At 41.9% G+C, this 17,974-nt stretch carries 15 protein-coding genes and 1 riboswitch; of the genes, 5 read left to right on the top strand and 10 right to left on the bottom strand.

Going from position 1 to position 17,974, the window contains the following annotated elements; translation table 11 throughout:
- Positions 1-13 precede the first annotated feature (13 nt).
- From ACHOLT_RS11395 to ACHOLT_RS11370, 6 genes are all read right to left on the bottom strand, one after another.
- Positions 14-640 carry a hypothetical protein gene (locus tag ACHOLT_RS11395; RefSeq protein WP_425800707.1) on the bottom strand — a complete coding sequence of 209 codons (627 nt, stop codon included), beginning with the start codon at positions 638-640 and terminating at the stop codon, positions 14-16.
- 17 nt (positions 641-657) lie between these two features.
- Complete coding sequence (locus tag ACHOLT_RS11390) at positions 658-1,767, bottom strand: ParM/StbA family protein (RefSeq protein WP_425800705.1); 1,110 nt, start codon at positions 1,765-1,767, stop codon at positions 658-660.
- Positions 1,768-1,955: 188 nt separating this feature from the next.
- Positions 1,956-2,465 (bottom strand): cytochrome c3 family protein, encoded by a 510-nt coding sequence (locus tag ACHOLT_RS11385; RefSeq protein WP_425800703.1) that lies wholly within the window; start codon positions 2,463-2,465, stop codon positions 1,956-1,958.
- 50 nt (positions 2,466-2,515) lie between these two features.
- On the bottom strand, positions 2,516-4,183 hold the full coding sequence (locus ACHOLT_RS11380; protein ID WP_425800701.1) for an FAD-dependent oxidoreductase: 1,668 nt from the start codon (positions 4,181-4,183) through the stop codon (positions 2,516-2,518).
- A gap of 254 nt (positions 4,184-4,437) precedes the next feature.
- Positions 4,438-6,438, bottom strand: coding sequence for a sigma-54 interaction domain-containing protein (locus tag ACHOLT_RS11375; protein WP_425800699.1), 2,001 nt, complete (start codon positions 6,436-6,438; stop codon positions 4,438-4,440).
- Between the two features lie 223 nt (positions 6,439-6,661).
- Positions 6,662-8,083 (bottom strand): ATP-binding protein, encoded by a 1,422-nt coding sequence (locus tag ACHOLT_RS11370; RefSeq protein ID WP_425800697.1) that lies wholly within the window; start codon positions 8,081-8,083, stop codon positions 6,662-6,664.
- Between the two features lie 211 nt (positions 8,084-8,294).
- A riboswitch (cobalamin riboswitch) is annotated at positions 8,295-8,470 on the top strand.
- Positions 8,471-8,569: 99 nt separating this feature from the next.
- Here ACHOLT_RS11370 and cobT point away from each other — a divergent pair.
- The 3 genes from cobT (at position 8,570) to cobS (ending at position 11,209) form a co-directional block, all read left to right on the top strand.
- On the top strand, positions 8,570-9,697 hold the full coding sequence (gene cobT, locus ACHOLT_RS11365) for a nicotinate-nucleotide--dimethylbenzimidazole phosphoribosyltransferase (protein WP_425800695.1): 1,128 nt from the start codon (positions 8,570-8,572) through the stop codon (positions 9,695-9,697).
- A 148-nt stretch (positions 9,698-9,845) separates the two neighbouring features.
- On the top strand, positions 9,846-10,463 hold the full coding sequence (gene cobU, locus ACHOLT_RS11360; protein ID WP_425800693.1) for a bifunctional adenosylcobinamide kinase/adenosylcobinamide-phosphate guanylyltransferase: 618 nt from the start codon (positions 9,846-9,848) through the stop codon (positions 10,461-10,463).
- A complete protein-coding gene (gene cobS / locus ACHOLT_RS11355) occupies positions 10,463-11,209 on the top strand; it encodes an adenosylcobinamide-GDP ribazoletransferase (protein WP_425808022.1) in 747 nt (248 codons plus the stop codon). Before cobU ends, cobS begins: the two co-directional genes overlap by 1 nt.
- 92 nt (positions 11,210-11,301) lie before the next feature.
- Here the strand turns inward: cobS and ACHOLT_RS11350 are convergent, their stop codons facing one another.
- Positions 11,302-13,101 (bottom strand): GGDEF domain-containing protein, encoded by a 1,800-nt coding sequence (locus ACHOLT_RS11350; protein ID WP_425800691.1) that lies wholly within the window; start codon positions 13,099-13,101, stop codon positions 11,302-11,304.
- Between the two features lie 200 nt (positions 13,102-13,301).
- Here ACHOLT_RS11350 and ACHOLT_RS11345 point away from each other — a divergent pair, with 200 nt between their 5' ends.
- Complete coding sequence (locus tag ACHOLT_RS11345; protein WP_425800689.1) at positions 13,302-13,949, top strand: TVP38/TMEM64 family protein; 648 nt, start codon at positions 13,302-13,304, stop codon at positions 13,947-13,949.
- A gap of 67 nt (positions 13,950-14,016) precedes the next feature.
- On the opposite strand, the gene ACHOLT_RS11340 is transcribed toward ACHOLT_RS11345, so the two are convergent.
- Together ACHOLT_RS11340 and ACHOLT_RS11335 are read right to left on the bottom strand one after the other, a co-directional pair.
- On the bottom strand, positions 14,017-15,000 hold the full coding sequence (locus ACHOLT_RS11340) for a TIM44-like domain-containing protein (RefSeq protein WP_425800687.1): 984 nt from the start codon (positions 14,998-15,000) through the stop codon (positions 14,017-14,019).
- A gap of 26 nt (positions 15,001-15,026) precedes the next feature.
- The gene (locus ACHOLT_RS11335; RefSeq protein ID WP_425800685.1) at positions 15,027-15,707 is read right to left on the bottom strand and encodes a PspA/IM30 family protein; all 681 of its coding nucleotides are present in this window, start codon (positions 15,705-15,707) and stop codon (positions 15,027-15,029) included.
- Positions 15,708-16,440: 733 nt separating this feature from the next.
- Between ACHOLT_RS11335 and ACHOLT_RS11330 the strand changes: the two genes are divergently transcribed.
- Entirely contained in the window at positions 16,441-16,788 is a 348-nt protein-coding gene (locus tag ACHOLT_RS11330; RefSeq protein WP_425800683.1) for a cupin domain-containing protein, read from the top strand.
- Between the two features lie 317 nt (positions 16,789-17,105).
- Here the strand turns inward: ACHOLT_RS11330 and ACHOLT_RS11325 are convergent, their stop codons facing one another.
- On the bottom strand, positions 17,106-17,888 hold the full coding sequence (locus tag ACHOLT_RS11325) for an acyl-[acyl-carrier-protein] thioesterase (protein ID WP_425800681.1): 783 nt from the start codon (positions 17,886-17,888) through the stop codon (positions 17,106-17,108).
- Between the last annotated feature and the right edge of the window lie 86 nt (positions 17,889-17,974).

Below are 17,974 nucleotides of genomic sequence, written 5' to 3'. Positions count from 1 at the left end.
TCTGTCGATAATGCTATTCTTCCTTTTTCTCAGCTATATTGTTAAAAAACTGAAGAACCTCTTCATCTTCTTCCTCACCAATGACATTATGGAGAAGATAAGCGAGTCCGCCATTAGGTATTATTGTTTCTGTCCTTAGCGGCATTTCAATATGTTCAATATGTTGTTCAGGTTTCTTAAGCTCAGTTTCCTTAAGTTCAGTTTCATTTTTAAACTCAGTACACTTTTGATCTGAAAGCAGCAGCCTAACGACATCTTCATCGTCTTCTTCACCGATTACAGAAAGAAGATTCTTCAGCGGATCCGGTTTTATTGCTTGAGGGCTGGCTTCAAAAAGAGACTCTAGGCTTAATTCATTTTCAGACACTGCCTCTAAAAATAAGTGTTCTTCAGCATTTGAGGCAAGCTCCTCACAATTTAGGGTGCTGCTCTCTTCTGCCCTTTCCGTCTCAGAATGTAAACTGAGTTCTGTGACTGCAGGATTTGGCAAGGGAAAATTTATGTTTTCTGCCTGAAACTCTGAGTGACTTTGAAAAAACTCATGTAAGGCTTGTTTAACCGTTTCTGTCCGTTTTTCCGGCGGCAGCTTCTGAAGTTGCTCCCAAATTTCCCCGTCCTCCGGATTAAAAAACAAAGGCAAAAAGGGTTGCTCTGTTATCATGATTTGGCATTGGCCTTTTTCGTCAAGTTATTCACTAAATTAGCTGCCATAATCCGAAAACCTGTCGCATTTCCGAACTGAGGATCTTCGATTAAAACTTTATTTTCAAATTGAAGATGTTCATAAACAAGTTCCCCAACCTTGCCCGCGACTAAAACCGTGTGAACCTTACCCATCATTGGTTTTAAAGCCTTTTTTACTTCACGGGTAATATCTGTTCCGAGTTGAGTCAGCATTTGATCCATAACCGGATTAAGATTGATTGTCCCATTACTCCAAGGATAATGTCCTCCATGAACACGGAAAATCTTATCCAGCTCCTGATCATCCGTCTCAATTGGATTTTGATGGTTATAGCTCATTTCCTTTAACTTTTCCGCAACTCCGGTATAAGCCCATTTCAGTCCTTTTTCAATACTGAAAGAGTTTGGCGGATCAAGCATTACACCATCATAGAACGTTGCAATATCCGTTGTCCGAAACCCCGGATCAACGACAACAACATATCCGTTAAAAAGCTTAGGGCTGGTGGGAATTCCATATTCATTTAAGGATTCCTTGATAAATACACCGTAACTCTGAGGTAAAACACGGGAACGAATAATCGTCATCTGTCGAGTCTGACCTTTACAGGGACCGGAACGAAACATCACCGACCACGAACCTTTGAGTTCAGATTCGTATTTATCTTTAAGTGCGGCATAATATTTTACAGGAACCCCTGTTCCCAAGTAAATATTGGCTTTATCTGTTTCTTGCGCTAAGGCTAAAGCGACAACAAGAAGAGCGGTTGCTTCCTCATCCGTCGATTTATCTTCATCCCAACAATAGTGAGCTTCATTCGGATTGAGGCTTTCCGCAAGATTTCCCATAAAATAATGACGTTCTGCCCCAGTCGAATTATTCTTGACAACAACATCCAGGGAGGCAATTTGAGCTTCTAAGTCCGAGCCGCGTGCAACTGTAGGATTTCCCAACGTGGAAAAAATCCGTTCGTTCCCTTTACAAATCACCGCAGGAAAAAGTACCTTTTTATCTCCAACATCCAGTTTTATCGCTCCAAAACCAGGATCTCCGCCTGCTACGAGAATGTCGTTTTCAAACAAAATTCGTTCCCCCTCACCACTTAAATAACAATTTCCGTCATAATTCTTTATAGTCTATTATACTACGGAAATAAGGATGTAAAAATCTCTTTTTTTGATTTTTCCCATGCAAAAATGAGACAAGCGATTTACTTGTCTCATATCAATAGACTAGAATTCAGTTTTGCTCCTAGCTATTCATTTATTTATCATTTTTTCTCTTGAAAATAAGCCGGTAATTTGTTCATCCATGAAAATTGATGGCATTGTGAACAAAGCACAGTGGACGGTTCATGCATTTTGTGACAATTATAGCATTCAAGTTCACCGTTGTGGGAATCATGAGGATTTGATTCATCAAAAGCCGTTTTGGCCTTGACTTCATCATAATTATGGCATTTAAGACACATCTCTTTAGTAAATTGTCTTGTTTTCATGGGTTCTTCATAATCACCGGTTATATACTTTAACCCTTCACTGGTTTGAATGGACAAGGAACTTTCATGACAATCGTGGCATTTCACTCCTGCTTTAGCATGAGAATTGGCCAGCAGGCTGCTGTCATGATAGCTTTCATACATAGGCTTCATATTGTGACATATTGAGCAAAATGCTGGGTTATCACTTGCCTTGACGACAGCTGCAGTTCCTCCGACTCCGATAATTACGAGCGCTGTAAGAATAATGAGCAAAACTTTTTTATGAAATTGCTTTACCACATCCTACCCTCCTTAACACTGAAGTTATTCAATTTCTTAGGTTGTCGCAATCAACCTTCCGTTACGGTCTTCCCTGCAATATATCCCCAAGTTAATGCACGTCCATGACTATTTCCCGGAATAACCGTCGGATAATCAACTCCATATAACCCGCCCGAAGCATTACCTACAGCGTATAATCCTTGAATTGGATTTTTCTTCGCATCAAGAACGCGCAGCTTCGTATCAACATTAAGGCCGCCCACAACCGTGAGCAACGCGCCGCCAAACTTAAGCGCATAAAACGGTCCTTTTTCAATGGTCGTTAAAAGTTCTGAACGCTTACCAAAGTCAGTGTCTTTTTTAGCCTTAGCCAGTTCGTTGTAACGGGCAACAGTAGCCTTGAATTGGTCTGCGGGAACACCAATTTTTTGAGCAAGCTCATCCAGGGTGTCTGCCTTAAAACCTACCTTTCCTTGATCGATATAACCTTGAATCGTTTTTTGATCGGCATCAGGAGTCCACTCTGAGGGGACGAGTCTCCCCATTGAATCCCAGAACATTCCTCCGCCATACGGCAGGCTGGCTTTAACCTCTTCCGGCCATTTAGAATCAAAGATACTGAAGGCCCAAGGTCCATCTCCGGGTTGTCTTATCGCGTTCAGCGATTTAGACTGAACCCAGGTATCCTCGTTCATAAAACGATTGCCCTTTTGGTTAATGAAAAGGAAGAAATAGCTTAACCAAGCAAACGCTTGGGGATGAATCATCGTCGGGAAGGGAGTATCCTCAATGGTACCGCCAGCCCACATCGCCATCTTATGACCATCTCCTGTATTGACACCGACAGGAACGTATTGAGATCCATTCGCCTTTAGTGCCACCGGTGCATAGGCTTCAGTCATCTCTTTGTTGCCGCCAATATCTCCTGTCGCAATAATAACACCCTTGGAAGCATTAAACCGCTTGTAGCCGTCTTTCCCCTTAGCTACGACTCCCACAACACGATCACCTTCTTTTACAAGCTGCTCAGCGGGTGACTCAAAATAGAATTTGACCCCGAGTTTATCGGCTTCGTTATAAAGCACTAAACTGACATCCGTCCCCGGCATTCCTCCTTTTTTTTGGTTGGGCCCGCCTAGGAACATATGTGTCCCTGGATATTCGGTGTAGGTTGAACCTTTGTAATAGCTTGCTAAAACTCCAATTTTCGAAAACAGCTTTGAAGCTTCAGCTTTCGTAAGAAACCAATCCATTGCAGCGCCGCTCTGATTCATAAATAACCAGACCAGTTCTTCTTTAACCCGATTGCCCGTTTGAGCAATCCATTCGCGAACCAATTTTTCTTTATCATTGACGAGACCGAGTTTCTTCATTTCCCGCGACTCAAAAACTCCGAAGTGACCGCCGCGGCCTGTCCAAGTTGCGCCTTTTTCAACCACAACGACCTTCGCGCCGTTTTCTTTGGCACGAACAGCAGCTGACAATCCGGATAAGCCGGCACCGACAATAACAACATCTGCATCAATTGTTTCTTTTATTTGTGAAGCTGGAATAGCTGCCGGCGGTGTCTCCCAGCTATATTTTGCAGGTGATCCCGCTGGAGTTTGAGTCGTTGTTTTAGGGGTTCCACAGCCGGCTAATACCCCACCCGTTGCTAATCCTACAGCTGCAAATGCACTGCCTTTAAAAAAGTCTCTGCGCGATATTCCCTTGTTTGATTTTTCCTCAGTACTCATTGTTTTTCCCCTTTCCTTCTTCTAAACTGTATTTTTTTGTCGATACACGTCGTATTTTGAAATGCAATAAGTATGCCAACGTATAGTTAAGCAAAAATACGTTAAAATCCCTGTTTCTAACTTTTTACACCAAATTCATCACGAGAATATTTTTCACACTTTAAGCTAATGGGAACAAATTATACACTTGACTAAAAATAAAAAGAGAACCTGACAAACACTGTCTGGTTCCCTTTTAGGTAGTTTTGGACTTGTTAATTCATAGTCATAGTTAAGGATTGTTCATATTCATGGAGTTTATTATACAAAGTTCGCCGAGTTATTCCTAATCTATCAGCGGCTATACTCACGTTTCCTCCTACAGATTTGAGGACAGAATCAATAACAAGCTTCTCTGCGTAAGCGAGTAAACCCGTTTTAGATTCTTTTTTCTCAATAGCGTTTTGCACTAAGTCGTGAATACAAGTATCTTTATAGTATTCTTGAATCTTTTCCGGGAGGTGCTTAAGCGTGAGCAAAGGCCCATCCCCAGCTATAACAACCGCCCTTTCAATAACATTCTCCAATTCTCTGACGTTTCCCCTCCATGGGTATTGGATAAGCGCCTCAATAAATTCAGTATCAATTTTTATATTGGATAAACGATACTTATCTGAGTATCTTAAGGCGAAAGACTGGGCAAGAACCGGAATATCCTCTTTTCGCTCTCGCAAGGTCGGCAGCTTGATAATAAAGGTACTCATCCGATAATATAAATCTTCACGAAACAATCCTAGATCTGCTTCTTTTAACAGATCCTTCTTCGTCGCTGAAATCAGCCGGAAATCTACAGGGATTTCTTTTGTCCCGCCGACTTTTTGGATTGTACCCGTTGAGAGGACACGCAGCAGCTTAATTTGATGGCGAAGAGGCATGCTTTCAATTTCATCTAAGAAAAGCGTTCCGCCATTAGCGGCTTCAATTTTCCCCATTTTACCTTCTTTTAAGGCACCGGTAAAAGAACCTCCTTCATAACCAAACAGTTCACTTTCAACAAGTTCCGCAGGAAGGGCTCCGCAGTTAATCGCGACAAAAGGATTGTCCTTGCGAGGACTTGCACTATGGATAGCCTGAGCAAACATTTCTTTACCCGTTCCATTCTCACCAAAGAGAAGAATGGGTACTGAGGTCTTTGCGACATTCTTTGCTATATCCTTGGCTTCACCCATGACAGTGTTTTTACCCATAATTTGGTCAAAAGTAAATAAACTCGATGTTAAATCTTCCTTTGTTTTTGACTCATTCAACCTGCAGTCTTCTACCCATTGAACAAGCTTTTTCGTTTTACCGAAAGTCTTATCCTTTATTTCATGGCACGTTACATAAGTATTGACGTGTTTCCCCTCAATCTCTAAGCTTATTTTTTTCTTGTCGAAGCAACAACCCGTCCCCGACTTTGGAATATATGTTTTTAAGACCTGCTCAAGGTCATGTTTATTCTTAACTTTAAATAAATCTAATAGCTTGTGATTATAGTAGCGGACCGAATTCTCTTCACTAAGAACAGCAGTTGCATACGGTAAAATATCGATCATTTGCTCGATATGCTTTTCACGTTCCTTGCTGCCTAACATCACTAGACTATCAAAGAGTCCCGCGAGGAATTCGGCTAACCGATAAGCCTGTGCCGTTTTTTTAATATCAAAGTATTGAATATTAAAAATTCCGATTTGCTCTTTTTTTTCGTTATGCAAGGGAGCGGATGCACAATGATAATCATGAAATATTTCACAGTAATGCTGATATTGCAGAACAACTTTCGGTCGATCTTCCAGCAAAGCAAGAGAAGCTGAAGTTGTCCCAACGATCTTCTCCGAACAATCAAACCCCAGAAAATCTTGCGGATAAATGACCGTACCAGCAGAGTCCACAACATGGTCACAGATTATATTTACATCATAAAAAATACTCTGAAACTGGTCATGATTGATAAATTCAGTGACTTTCTCAAAAAATGGCTTATAGCTGTTCATAAGATGGCGGAAATTTGTAAGTTCTTTCTTACGGGAATCGTCCATTTTGTATTGGCTTAGAACCCAGGGACTCACTCCAAAGGACCGGCTTCTTTTCCACGAGTGATAGATTTCGGGTGGAATAACATGAGTATTAACGGGTTTACCTTCAATGAAACGATTCCATTCATCTTTGGTTTTTTGAAGGAAAGTTGAACTAATTTCGATTTGCTGCAAATCTGTAATCAAATTCTGGTTCGTCATAGCCTCTTTACCTTCCCCATTATTTAATTTTGATCACCTAATTTACTTTAGTTGATTTTCGAAAAACTAATTCAATTATATCACATTTCAAAATATCCGAACTTTTTCTACCAACCTATTTTCCTCAAAAAAATATAGATAGAGTATTTGAGGCTTTGGGTATGTATTTAACAAAAAACAAGAGAGCCAACCTAAGTTGACTCTCTTACCATATTTTTAACTTTTAACCCTTAATTTTTTGCTGGGCAACCATATAGTCAATGAATTGACGAGCTGTACGACCGGAGCGGGCATTATGCATCATCACCCAGCGTAAGGCCTGCTGCCGCAGTTGATCTATATCAGCTGTTAACCCTTCCTGCGCAGCGAGTTCTTCCACGATCTTCAGGTATTCTGCTTGATCCGGTGAAGGGAAGGTTATTGTAATTCCAAACCGATCCGATAAAGAAAGTTTTTCATCTAACGTATCCCGAACATGCACCTCATCCCCTTGGCGTTCAGTAAAGTTCTCGCGTATAAGATGACGGCGATTCGAAGTTGCGTAAATCAGGACGTTATCCGGGCGTTTCTCCACTCCGCCTTCTAATACCGTTTTTAATGCTTTATAAGCCAACTCTGTTTCTTCAAAGGAAAGATCATCAATAAATAAAATAAATCTTTGAGGATGTTGAGCAAGAAAACGAATCATTAAAGGAAAATCCGTTAAATCTCTTTTCGATAGCTCAACCAATCTGAACCCCTTCTCATAATATTCCTGAAGAAGGGCTTTAACCAAAGAAGATTTTCCAGTTCCACGATTTCCGTAAAGTATCACGTTATTTGAAGGATATCCGGCAAGAAAAAACTCCGTATTTTCGAGAAGGATTCCTTGTTCACGCTCTTGACCAATGAGCTGCTCTTTGCAAATCGGATCAGGCTTTACCCGAACCAGGGCTTTCTCTTTTCCGTCCCATTTAAAGGCCATACCCGTTGCCATCAATCCTGAACCTATTTTCCGGTAAAAGCCGGCCAGCTCATAAATAGCCTCTTCTTCAGTTCCAGAAAACAAGATCTTCTTGACATGATTCCTACAATATTCCAAATATTGTCCTGCACGGCTTGGATCCTGGTCATTCCCGTTTTGTTGCGGAACCCAAAGCGTCCATTGCTCAGGTCTTTCGAGCCATTCTAGCCCTGGCTCTTCCGCAACTGAAGCGTATTCCTCAATCCTCTCAAGGACCATTCTTCTTAGTTCCTCCGGCTGAAGAGCTGCGATCCTTTGCAGAGATTTCAGATCATGAGCCGCCAGGCTCTTCAACCCTGCATCTAAGTTATCCCAATCTTTGCAGCCGGCCTGCTGAGTCAAAATATTGTCCGCCTCTAGAACTCGGTCCCATAAATATTCCGGCCAATTCTTTTCCGTTGCCTGGGCGCAAAAAGAATAATAATTCTCATGCACTTTTCTTAAATTCAGTTTTTCTTCGGTTAAAGAAGTAAATAAGTTCTGCAAACTTTCTACAACCGGGTCCTTTCGGAGTGCTCTATAAATTGCCAGTCCCTCAAAAAAATAAGGATATATAAAGCTTTGAGCGTCGCCGCGCGTGCGAATCCTCTCTACATCCTTGCCAATTACGGTTTCCGTTTGTCTCAATTCTCCTCGTTTCATGCCCCAAAAACTCCTTTAGTGTTATAGTACAACCATACATTATCTCAATCTATTCTATTCAAGTTTTATTCGCCCCGGGAAATGATTTTCCTGCTTAATTCAAAAGTTTTCTTTAGATACGCTTTATTTCTAGTCGTATATTTCCGGTATATTTCTAAACATCCCTATAAAATTTATGCTTGACATCTTCCGAATTTTTGATAATCTAAAAATAAGTTTATATTTCTTAGGTGCCCCTTATGGGGAGAATAGGGAAACCGGTGCTAATCCGGTGCGGACCCACCACTGTAAGGACGAGTCCTCGCTAATCCACTGGCTAATGCTGGGAAGGGGCGATCAGGACGTTTGAGTCTAAGCCAGGAGACCTGCCTAAGAAACAAAAAGTCTTTCCGGGGAATTGGAAAGCGGCGGCGATGACGGAAAAGTCCCGACCACAATCGATTTGTGGCGGGACTTTATTTTTTTAACGAAATGGAGGAGAAAAAAATGTCGATTCAGTTCACCCCCGTAAAATTTCATGGTGTAGAAAATCTGAAAGAAGCGACTCCGCAAAACCTTGAGGAAGCACTTCAAGAACTTAAAGCGGGAATTAAACCCCTTGATCAGGAAGCAATCACAGGTATGCAGCAACGACTCAATGCCAAAATTAAACCTCTTCGAAGCCTTGGAGTCCTTGAGGACCTTGCGCAACAAGTCGCTGGAATCCAACGCACTGCACATCCTGAAATCACAGGTAAAGCAGTTCTCCTTATGGCGGGAGATCACGGCGTAGTCACTGAAGGAGTCAGTGCCGCTCCTCAAGAGGTCACTGTTCAAATGTTTTACAGCTACTTAAGAGGCGAAGCCGGCATTAATATTCTTGCCAAGCATGCAGGAGCAGATGTCATCAGTACGGATATCGGCATAGCCTCCCCCTTAAATCCTGCTGAGCTCATGGTCAACCGTGTTAAAAGCGGAACGAATAATATCGCTCAAGGTCCAGCTATGACTCGCCAGGAAGCGCTTCTTGCTCTCCTTACAGGTGCACAGGTTGCAGCAAAAGCCATTGATTCCGGTATTAACCTTTTGGCAACCGGTGAAGTCGGAATTGGCAATACTACACCGAGTGCAGCTCTCGTTTCAGTTTTCACCGGTCATTCCGTCGAAGAGGTCACCGGCCGCGGTACAGGAGTCAGCGATGAGGCACTTAGACATAAGCAGGAAGTTATTAAACAAGCCCTTAAAGTGAATCAACCCAACCCTGCTGCTCCGCTTGATACTTTAGCTAAAGTCGGCGGACTGGAAATTGCGGCGCTAGCCGGAGCAATCCTCGAAGCAGCTTACCGGCACGTCCCTATTATTCTTGACGGAATCATCTCTTCAGCAGCCGCCCTTACGGCAGCGCAGCTGGCTCCCCTATCTGCTCCCTATATGATTTCCTCTCATAACTCGGAAGAACAAGGTCATCGGCTCGCCTTAAGTCAACTCGACCTCAAGCCCCGCCTTGATTTCCACATGAGACTTGGCGAAGGTACCGGAGCTGCACTCATGTTCCCTATGGTCGAAGCTGCTCTTAAAATTGCGGATGAAATGGCAACCTTCGAGTCAGCCGGTGTCACGACAGGAGACTTTTAAGCCTGGATTCCAGTGATCATAGAGATTGATAGGCAGGGAATGATAAGGAAAACGAGAATACTAAATTTATCCACCGAGCATGTTATCTTATTGCAAAACATGCTTGGAGATATAACTTTTGATGCACCCTAAGGAGGATCAAAATTCTATGTCTGACTTTACGCTTATCACTGGAGGAGCCCGCAGCGGCAAAAGTACTTTTGCCGAAAAATATGCCGCCCACTTCGGGCTGCCGGTTATCTACATTGCGACTGCTCAAATCTTCGACGATGAAATGGCCCAGCGCGTAAAAAAGCATCGTCAACGGCGTCCTGAACACTGGCAGGTCATCGAAGAACCTTACGCTATTAGGCACACCTTAGAGAATATTCAAAATAAAAAGGCCGTCGTCCTCCTCGATTGTGTAACCCTTTGGCTTTCCAATCTTCTCCTGAATGCGTTAAAACCTTCAACAGAGTCTTCCTTTTCTGAAACCCTGACTTCTGAAGCAGAAGATCATATACTGAATGAAGTTCAAATAGTCGCTCAACTCGCAAAAGAAATAACGCCGCCGGTTATTATGGTAACCAATGAAGTAGGGCAAGGCATTGTCCCTGAAAATCCCCTAGCCCGTGCCTATAGAGATTTAGCAGGTAAAGCGAACCAGCTTCTAGCCCATCAAGCGGATACGTTATATTGGATCGTTGCAGGATATCCCGTTGAAATAAAACAGTCGGGGCAGGAAATATTAAACTCTTTAGAATCAAAAGGGAGAGCTTCTCAATGATACGTGTTTTTTTAATTGCGGTCACTTTTTTGACACGTCTTCCTTTTCCTGCGCCAAATGAAGTTACTCAAAAAGAATTCACCAGCAGTCAGCGCTGCTACCCGCTGATTGGTTTGATCCTGGGACTCTTTCTTCTCTTCACTGCCCTCTTTTTACACCCTTATTATTCTCCCTTGATTGTAGCTGCCCTGATTCTGATCGAAGAATTACTATTAACCGGCGGGCTTCATATGGATGGTTTTATGGATAGCATGGATGCTCTTTGGTCGGCCCGTACCCCGGAAAGAATGCTTGAAATTATGAAGGATAGCCGCGTTGGATCGTTCGGTGCCCTAAGCGCGATTGCCATGTTGGTTCTTAAGTTTTCCTTGTTGGCTGAAGTTTGTAGGGCTGGTTCCTATCTAACCTTACTCATCATGCCCATGCTTTCACGCTGGATGTTTTTAATCGGAGTTATCTTCTTTCCCTATGCGCGCAAATCAGGTCTTGGACAAGGCTTTCATGAGGATTTAAAACAAACACCTTGGTTTTTTCTGATTGAGGGTATCTGTTCTCTAGCCTTAGCCATTTATTTACTGCATTGGGCTGGACTTATGGGTTTTCTCTTTTCCTTTCTCTTTCTTCTTTATTTTACACGGAAGACATCGAAGCTCTTGGGCGGACTGACAGGGGACCTTTATGGTGCCAGTATTGAACTGTCTGAATTACTTTTTTTACTTGGAGCTGCCCCTTTCATTCAGCACTAGTTCGATGACACTTAAGCAATCAAATTAAAAGACGGTTTTGGAGTCTTCTCCCTACGAGAAGATCCGAAAACCGTTTTTCTCATCCTTTAAAATTAAATAAATATAATTTGGCCTTTGCCATTTTTCTTGCCCACATAAAGCCGTTGATCTGCTAAACGATACAATTCTTCATAATCGCGGCCTTCCGTTGGAAATTCAGCTACACCAATACTCAAATCTAATCCGAACTCATCCAACTTAAGTTTACTTTTCATCCGTGCTATAGCATTCTTTATTTCAGGACACCGATGTGCATCTGTTAGAACGACAGTAAATTCATCTCCGCCTGTTCGGGCCACAATATCTTCTTCCCGCACGGATGCTCTCAGATTTTGTGCAATCGTCATCAGCGCAAGATCCCCTGTTGGATGACCCTTTGTATCATTAAGAGTTTTAAAATAATCCAAGTCAAGAATGAGTAACAAGAATGTTGATTTCCGCCGCAGCGTTCCAGCCATTTCTTCTCGAATGCGTTGATCAAACCCTTGGCGGTTTAATATTCCCGTTAATCGATCGGTTGAGGCAAGATGGGCTAATTCATCACGCTGGCGAATTGTTTCTAACGCCACCCCAACATCTCGAACATACGCAGCTAAGATTTCCTGACGCTGTTCGGCTACCCACTCCAGCTCATCCATGAGCCAAAGCTCGCCAATAACTCCCGTATGTGTTTGAATAGGTTGAATTAATATTTTCCGCCATTGATCCGGATTTTCTTCAACATCCATAAAACGCAAATTAGGATTGTGATCTGATATATGCTTATAGCCGGTTTTAGCAATTTGTTGATTTATCCAATCCTTCCAATTCCAATCCGCTTGCTTCAAACGTCCAAAAGGCGCCCTGATTTGCCATTCTCCGCTATCCTTAAGAAAGAAAAATCCGCAAGGCAAGTAGAGAATCTCCATCGCCATTTCTCCTGCCTCAGTAAGAAGCTGTTCCTCTGTATCTGCCTGGACAAGAATTTCTGTTCCACGCAATAGAAAGGTTAAAGCTTGCTCCCGATCAATAGAAGCAAAACGCAGCTGCTGTTCATAAACAAAGGAAGAAACAAAAGGTACTGCTTGTCGAATCCAGTATACCGTTTCATCTTCAATGTCATCCAGCTCACGGGCAAAAAGTATAATCTGGCCTAAAGTCTGGCCGAAATGAATGAGCGGCATACATACAAGCGTCTTAAATCCAAATCCTTTTAAGGTCTTTACACAAGGTTCATTGAGTTCATCAAGGTTATAACGTCTTGGCAAAGGATCTGTTGTGCCATGATCTTGATGTTCCTGAACCCAAGCCAATCCGAAATCCTGAGGAAAATCTTTACTTTCAATATAATTAAGCTGTTCTTCCGTAAGAGCACTGATTGAAGCAAGTCCATATTTACCTTCCTGCCACAGCCAAACGCCAACCATAGGAACTCTGAATAAATCTAAGCTTTGCTTAGTAAAAATCTTCAAAGCCGTTATAAGGTCTTCTTCACGAGTAAGGTCTTGAACCAGACTTAAGATATCCTTTGCTCTTATCTTATTATAAAACTCCATTAAATAGAGAAAAGCACCTTGTATTTCACCTGAATTGCCAAACAATGGAATCCCAATAATTTGACAAAGGCGTTCGGAATCTGCACGCCAGCCTTTTTTTCTTATGACTATCTTTTTTTTAGCTTGAAAAATTTCTTGAATCCAAGGCTGATCATTTATCGGCATTCCTAAAGTCATACCCGTTTCAGCTTCCACGCCGGAAGTAAGATATATTACCTCCTTGCAGTTTACTAATACCCACTCATGATCCTCTTTGGATAATGCAGACAAAAGACTCTGAAATTGAGGGATACATTCTTTAAACTGGTGAACAAACATTGATCCCACACCCTTAATTTACATCCAAACAATACTCTTTATCCATTTTATCACAAAAGCGATTATACTTAAATTTCTTTTTATCCTCTTTTAAATATCATTGTGAATCTGCCATTTTTGGACTATACTTTTTCACAACTTCATAAATTAGAAATACTTAAATATAAGAAATCAATCCTTTATCTAGGGGGAAATTTTTAATGCCCAAGAAACAAAAGACAGCTTCATTATTCGCTCTGGCTCTTTCTATAGCCCTAATTTTTTACCTTTATCCTAAGCTGCAGCATCCCCAGGAACTTCATTCCTTTATCATTGGGCTGGGTTGGAAGGGAATTCTCCTCGACTTGCTTATTATTACCATTCAAATGCTGATTCCCGTGATTCCTTTTGCCTTGCTTGCCGGGATGAATACCCTTCTCTTCGGATGGGCTTTCGGCTTTATCCTTTCCTTGCTTGGCAGTCTCCTGGGTTCATCGCTAGGGTTCGCCTTATCTCGAGTTCTTGGGCAGGAATGGGCTCAGCCCAAACTATCAAAGCTGGGAAAATGGTCAAGACTTTCAGATGCTAAGAATTTCTACTTAATTATCCTCGCTCGCCTGATTCCTTTTCTCCCTGCGGCTGCTGTTAATTATGCAGCCGGCATATCCCCGATGAAGTTCACCTCTTTTTTAGGAGCCACTCTTTTAGGTAAAATCCCCATGATTGCCTGGGAATCTTGGATTGGACATGATTTCTGGAAACTCGTTCATCATCCGTGGCGTTTTGCATTTTCCCTTATTATTGGTGCCTTCCTTATCGGCAGCGCCTGGTATGGCTGGTTAAAACTCGATAAATATGAAAACAAGTAGACCTCTCCTTTAATATATGCAAAAAGAGATCAGTCATCTCCTGAGAAGGCGACTGATCCTTAATTTTTCATGATTCATCTCCACGAGCAATCCGCGTGATCTCCATAGCATCTTCCTGATAAATAGCAGAAAGAACCCATTGTTCACGTTCCCAGGCAAATTCCCAGAATTCAGTAAAATAGAGACGATTATCATCTTCTCCAGCGATAATCTTTCCAGAAGCGTCCACAGTATAGTCGATTAAGCTTGCTGAAATCATCGTGATAAAATGCTGACTCGATTCGTCTAAATGACTGTGGATAAATTCCACATCACCTTGATGAAGCACGGGTTCTTTAATAACATTTCGTTCACCACGATTACGCATATTGGCCAGATCTGTTCGATATTTCATCAAGAGTGAGGAGCTTAAATATTCCTCACCTCCGCTTAAGTCCTGACGAGTCCAGGCATCCTGCAGCCAGAAATAAACCTGGCGTACTCTGCCAACCAAAAGTTCCCGATCCCAGCGCGGAAAAGTTTCAGCGTAATATTTCATATTCTCACGGGTAAATTGGATTGCTTTGCCAAAACGTTGCAGATTTCTTTCATTTGTAATTGGACGGCCTGTAATATCCACTGGCGTTAATGAGTCATCCGAGGCTCCCCATCCGTTTGAAGAAGATGGAGTATGCGGATCCCCAAAGCTCTTACTTTGACCTCTTCCTTTTCGCCAGGAGGATCTCGAGCGAAGTGCTTTAAGGATAAGAAAAGCAATTATTAATAAGAAAATCAGGCTGAAAAAACCGCCGAAAGCTGAGCCGCCTCCTCCATAGAAGGGACTACCCCAGAAAAAAGGAAAAAAGTGAAATCCTCCAAAACCGAAACTCCCGCTTGAAGACCCTCCTGATAATCCACCGGAAAATGAGCCCCCGCTAAAACTACGGCCAGAGCTTCCGCCGATACTTCCACCCTTCCCTCCGCCAGCGCGAGCCAAAGCCACGGCGGCTTGGCTCGCGAATAACATGAGAGTCGTGATGGCAATGCTGATTCGTTTCGTCCACTTCTTCATGCCCATCACCTGCTTTTGCTTTATAGCTATTCTTCTTTTTTAAATTGTGCTTTCAATTGAGCTAATTCATCTTCGACTTCCGTATTTGCCTTACTCTTTTCTAACTCAGCAAATTGGTCCTCCATGGAATTTCCAGAGTTGACCATGGTTCGAGATGCTTTTGCTTCAGCTTCCATCCGTTCCACACGTTCTTTCATCCGATCCATATCAGCCATTGGATCCTTCGTGGACATCCCTGAAATTGCTTCATTGGCCTTTTTCATCGTTTCGGCACGGCGTTGGCGCATAACAAGATTATTACGCTCCGTCTTAGCCTTCTCTAATTTTTCGCTCAAAATACGGAGATTTTCCTGTAAATCTTCAACAGCCTTATCTTGATCTGTCAATTGAGCTTGATAATCGGCGACACTCGTTTCCGCTTGTTTTTTTAGAGTGAGCGCAGTACGAGCCAAATCATCTTTTCCTTGCTGCACTGCTAAAGTCGCTTGTTCTGTCCGCTGGGCAATTTCCTTATTCAGAGCCGCAATGCGCTCCTCGAGTTGGATCTTATCCGCTACAGCACGGTTGACTTGAATCTGAAAATTTCGAACTTCTTCGGTCGCCCGGTCAACATAAAGATTAAGCATCTTTTCCGGATCTTCTGCCTTGTTCACCATATCCATAATATTCGCTTGCAACAAATCTTTAACACGTGAAAATAAACCCATTTTTCATTCTCCTTTCAAATACCCTAAAGACTATTAAATCCTCAACATAAATTAACTATAACCTTTCACATTAAACCTAATCTTAACCCTATTAAGTTTTAAGCGACTTCAGTTTCTTTTTGGATTCTACTCCTTTCCCATAAATCCTTTTAAAGTCAGAGAATATTATTAAGTTTCCTTCGAGCAGGTTCTGAGTAATCGAGCTGTTTACATGATATTCACACAATCAAGTGTAACAAAGAGTTTAGACATTGTCATGAAATAATTATGAACTTTTCATGAAACTTAATCCTTTTTCCCTTCGTTCACCACCTTTAATAAAAAATAAAGACCTTACCCCCTGCTTGGGTAAGGTCTTGCAATTCGTAAACAGTGATAGGCCGAGTTCACATCGAACCGAATGACGACACTATCCACGGCAATGCTGCCGCTCGCTACTCCCCTTACTTTATGCTTTTCGGCTTTAAATTTAAAACCGAAAATCTTATGTGATTAGTTTATGCGAATTCGATAATAATGTCAAATAAATTATTTACTCATTTTTGCTGTCTACTTCTTTTTAAATAGATCCCAATCAATAAATCTCATACTATCTCTTCCATTCTCATCCGTTCTCAATTACTATAAGTTTTACTCACTAAAAAGTCGATTTCCGTTTAAAATAGTTCGTCAAATCCCTGAAACAGGACTATAATATGCTCATAATTTATTCCTAAATTGAGGAGGAAGAAAAATGATTGTATCCCATGAACGTGAAGTACTCGGGACACGGCTCCAAAGCACAGATACGAAAGATGTTCTCAAAAAAGTCTTAGTTTCGCCAAATGAAGGTTGGGAAGGTTATGTCATGCGATCCTTTGAACTGGGCGAAGACGGCTGTACCCCTCAACATACACATGCATGGCCTCATATCAATTATATTACCCATGGTAAAGGAATTCTTCACCTAGACGGAACGGATTATGAAGTCGAAGCAGGCTCCTTTGCTTATGTACCAGGAGGTAAAATTCATCAGTTTCGCAATGTTGGTACTGAACCCTTTTCTTTTATCTGTATTGTCCCAGAAGAAGGAGATAAATAAGTCACTCAAAAGGGACTGTTGCAAAACAAGTCCTTTTTGAGTGCGCACAATAATTATGGACTATTGCAAAAGACCCGAAAGCGTAGTTTCTCGCATAGAAGTGAACGATTCGTGGAGGGACGTGCAGGTGAACAAAGCTTTCGTAGCGTAGCGCAGCCACAGGTTCACATCAGGTATCGCCCAGAGGTTTGGCGGAGCTGCTACGAAGGCAAAGTGAACCAGTCCCGGAGCGCCTGAGTGAGCGGATATGCGAGAAACTACACGACCATAGGTTTTGCAACAGCTCCTTTTATTTTGCATTTTTGTTTTATTCCTTGTTATTCGTTCGTTAGGTTATCTATGCGCACCCAGCGCGAACGTGCTACTGCAAATTCCTGTTCTCCATCCGCCCCCGAAATCTGATGTAAAAAAGAGGAGCTTTTATCATCTTTTTCTTGTTCAGCCGTTCGGGCAAGTATGCTTTGACCATAGGTACTCTCTTTTTTATAGACTACCTCCAATGAAAAGATCTGATAAGATTCATAAATTTCTTGGGGAATTGTCTCAAGCAGCCATTCAATATATTTTGCATTATTTACATGCGCGTTCGTATCAATATCACCACGGCGCACTAGAAATTCGCACTGTTCACCTGGAGAAGATTCTGTAAAAACCAACTCGGGAAAAGGCTCGGAAATAACCTTTTCTGATTTAAACACGTAAGCCTCAATAACTTCCTTTGGGATGCGCACAGGCCGCCTTTTCTTTAAATTCATAAAAATCCACAGAGAACTCACTTCAGCAATACTCCCACCCTCTGAATCTCGAACTAAAAATTCTCGTTTTCCGTAAAAACGGTTAAATTCAGAAGGCCAGGTCTGGATCGTCACTTTTTCACCCCGTTTGGGGAAACGTTTGAATTTAACTTGCCAATGGACTAAAACCCAACCAAAACCCATTTCAATCAAACGGTTAACCCCATATCCAACAGATTCAGAGTGAGCTATCGCAGTTTCTTCGAGGTAATTAAGGAGCGCAACCAAAGTAAGTTCTTGTTTAGTATTAACTTCATAGTAGTACACTTCAAATTCCTTTTGAAACGTTCTTGCTAAATTATCCATTTTTTCTCCTTTGCAACAGATTCTCTAATTCTTGACTTACTACATATTCCACACAATCAATAATTTTCCTTTTTAAAGCACGTATT

Source organism: Desulfitobacterium nosdiversum (assembly GCF_049860565.1).
In the GTDB taxonomy this organism is placed as follows: Bacteria; Bacillota; Desulfitobacteriia; order Desulfitobacteriales; family Desulfitobacteriaceae; genus Desulfitobacterium_A; species Desulfitobacterium_A nosdiversum.
This window is presented reverse-complemented; position numbering and strand designations above follow the sequence as displayed.